This window comes from Myroides sp. LJL119 (genome assembly GCF_054871605.1).
On record NZ_JBTXLO010000021.1, the window covers coordinates 1 to 2731 of the forward strand.

2 protein-coding genes and 1 rRNA gene are annotated in these 2731 nt (G+C 33.9%); all 3 read right to left on the reverse strand.

What is annotated here, in order from left to right; all coding sequences use genetic code 11:
* The coding region (locus ACYSNV_RS12365) for a transposase (RefSeq protein WP_461761064.1) at positions 1–169 on the reverse strand (169 nt) is incomplete at its 3' end.
* A 143-nt stretch (positions 170–312) separates the two neighbouring features.
* A complete protein-coding gene (locus ACYSNV_RS12370; protein ID WP_461762844.1) occupies positions 313–2238 on the reverse strand; it encodes a polysaccharide biosynthesis protein in 1926 nt (641 codons plus the stop codon).
* Positions 2239–2603: 365 nt separating this feature from the next.
* Positions 2604–2713, reverse strand: a 5S ribosomal RNA gene (gene rrf / locus ACYSNV_RS12375).
* Between the last annotated feature and the right edge of the window lie 18 nt (positions 2714–2731).

A 2731-nucleotide genomic window follows, 5' to 3' on the forward strand; every position in this document is an offset into this window, starting at 1 on the left:
AGTTACCAAATTTTTTCAACCAATTTTTAACTGTTTGGTCGCCTTGAATACCATATTTAGTTTTAGCTTGAGCTAAACTTAACTGCCCTTGTTCTATTTCTTGAACAACCTGGAGCTTGAAACTTAAGGTATAATCTTTCTGAGTACGCTTTACATAAGGATTTGTCATAACGATTGTTTTTTGTGTATCGTTATTTCAGGACGTGACAAACTCCACAAAAAAAGAGCTTGGTTATCAACCAAGCTCTTTTTATTAAACTATATTTTTTTTGGTGTTTACACAAATTGTCCTAGGCAAATCTATTTCTTGACTTACACCGCAGAGCACAACTCTTTGTCTATTGCTTCATATTGTGAATTTTGACTTTTAAACTCTGGTACAATCACTTTTAATTGTTTAACCAAACCAGTAGTATCACATAATGCCCCTTCTTTAGTTACATACAAACAAAGTTGTTCTATGGCCTGTTTTATAACAACTAGATCCTGATCACGAACCTGAGCTATCATAATTTTTTCATGATGAGTCTTGATTGTATTTTCATCATTTGCCAATAATTCTTCAAATATTTTCTCCCCTGGACGCAATCCAGTAATTTTAATATCTATATCACCTGGGTATTCATATCCACTTAAGCGAATCATACGCTTTGCCAATTCCACAATTTTCATACTTTGTCCCATGTCAAAAACAAAAATCTCTCCACCATGTCCCATAACCGATGCCTCCAAAACCAATTGGCAAGCCTCAGGGATAGTCATAAAGTACCTGGTTATCTCTGGATGAGTAACCGTTAAAGGACCACCAGCCTCGATTTGTCGTTTAAAGAGTGGAATAACCGACCCGTTAGATCCTAGTACATTTCCAAAACGCGTCACAATAAAATTTGTCTTTCCTTTATCTTTTAAGCAAGATACATACAACTCAGCGGCACGTTTTGTCGCACCCATTACATTGGTCGGATTTACCGCCTTATCGGTTGAAACCATAACAAACTTACTGACCTGATAATCCACCGATAAATCGGCAATTACCTTTGTACCTTTAATATTTGTATGAATAGCCTCATAAGGATAATTCTCCATTAATGGTACATGCTTATAAGCTGCAGCATGATAAACAATGTTAGGCTTATATTTACTAAATAACCTCTCCATGGTTTTTTGGTCACGAATGTTTCCAACGACATATCGAATAGAATCACCCTTTATACTAACCATGGTTTGCTGTACGTCATACAATGCAGACTCCGCGTGATCTACTAAGATTAATTCCTTAAAATCAAAACGGGCAACTTGTCTGGCGATCTCACTACCGATAGATCCAGCAGCTCCAGTAATAAGAACTACCTTTGCTTGAATTTCATTACCTATAATTGGATTATCTAACTCTATACTTTTGCGTCCTAAAAGATCGTCAATCTTCAACTCTTTAATTTGCTTATTGGTAATTTTACCATTTAGCCAATCACTTGCTCCAGGAATAATCTTGATTTTCACTGGAAGTAATTCCAACCAAGCGGAAATTTCGTTTAAACGCTCTCTAGAAATATTTTGAATAGAAATTACTATATCATCTATCCTATTTTTTTTAAGATAAGACTCGGTAATACAAGCTGGAGAATAAACCTTATAACCAGCTATGCGTTTACCCACCTTATATTGATTATCGTCTACAAAACCAATAATCTCAGTACGTACTTTAGTATCTGCTTGAAGTGCTTTTACGGTTATAATCCCAGAATCACCCGCACCATATATCAAAACACGTCGTTGATTACGAACTTCTAAAATATAAGTATGGTAAAATTGACTGTAAAACAAACGAGCTAAACTCAGCATTACAGAAGTAAAGAATAATTGAAGGAAAATAAAAGAATAAGAATAGCGAAAGAAACCTTCAAAACTACTACCCAACACACCATTTCTCTGCAAAGTAGAACATATGGTAAGTAGAACACTTGCAAACAAACAGGTAAAGAAAATAGTCTCAATATCCCTAATACTGGTTTGTCTGATAATACCACGATAGGGTTTAAAAATATAAAAGGATATAAGGTAACAAACAAGTACCACTAGAACCTTGCTTAACATTAAGTCTACGGAATAATTTCCAAAGAAATTTGTCAAAAACAAATTTGAAATTACATAGGTAAACACAACAATAAGCAGGTCAATAAACAAGACAATACCCCTTGGAGTATCGCGCTTTAATTGCTCTTTTAAAGCTTTTTTCATAGTCAATAAATATTTACTTTACATAAGTCTCCTTATACTTTTCCCCTATCGCAAATATACTTATAAAACTATAGTATATAAAATTTAATAGCATCTAATAAATCCCAAGCTTTAAGCCTTATAAAATTGAATTTTTCACAATAAAATTACCTATATACAAACATACCTACATAAAAAACACTTTTAATTACATTATACTTTTATATATTCCAAAAAAAATATTCTTAATAAAGCATAAATTTCACCACTTCATATTCAAAAAAGTTAAAAAAAACAAGAATCTGTACGTTTTTATTAATCCTTGTCGTTATGGTAATATATAGCCAAAAAAAAATCCCCAACATTTCTGTTGAGGATTCTTAAAAAAAGGGCGGTGTCATACTCTCCCACTGGTTAGCAGTACCATCTGCGCAAGCGGGCTTAACTTCTCTGTTCGAAATGGGAAGAGGTGAGCCCCGCTGCAATAACCACCCTAAATCGGTTGTCATCACTT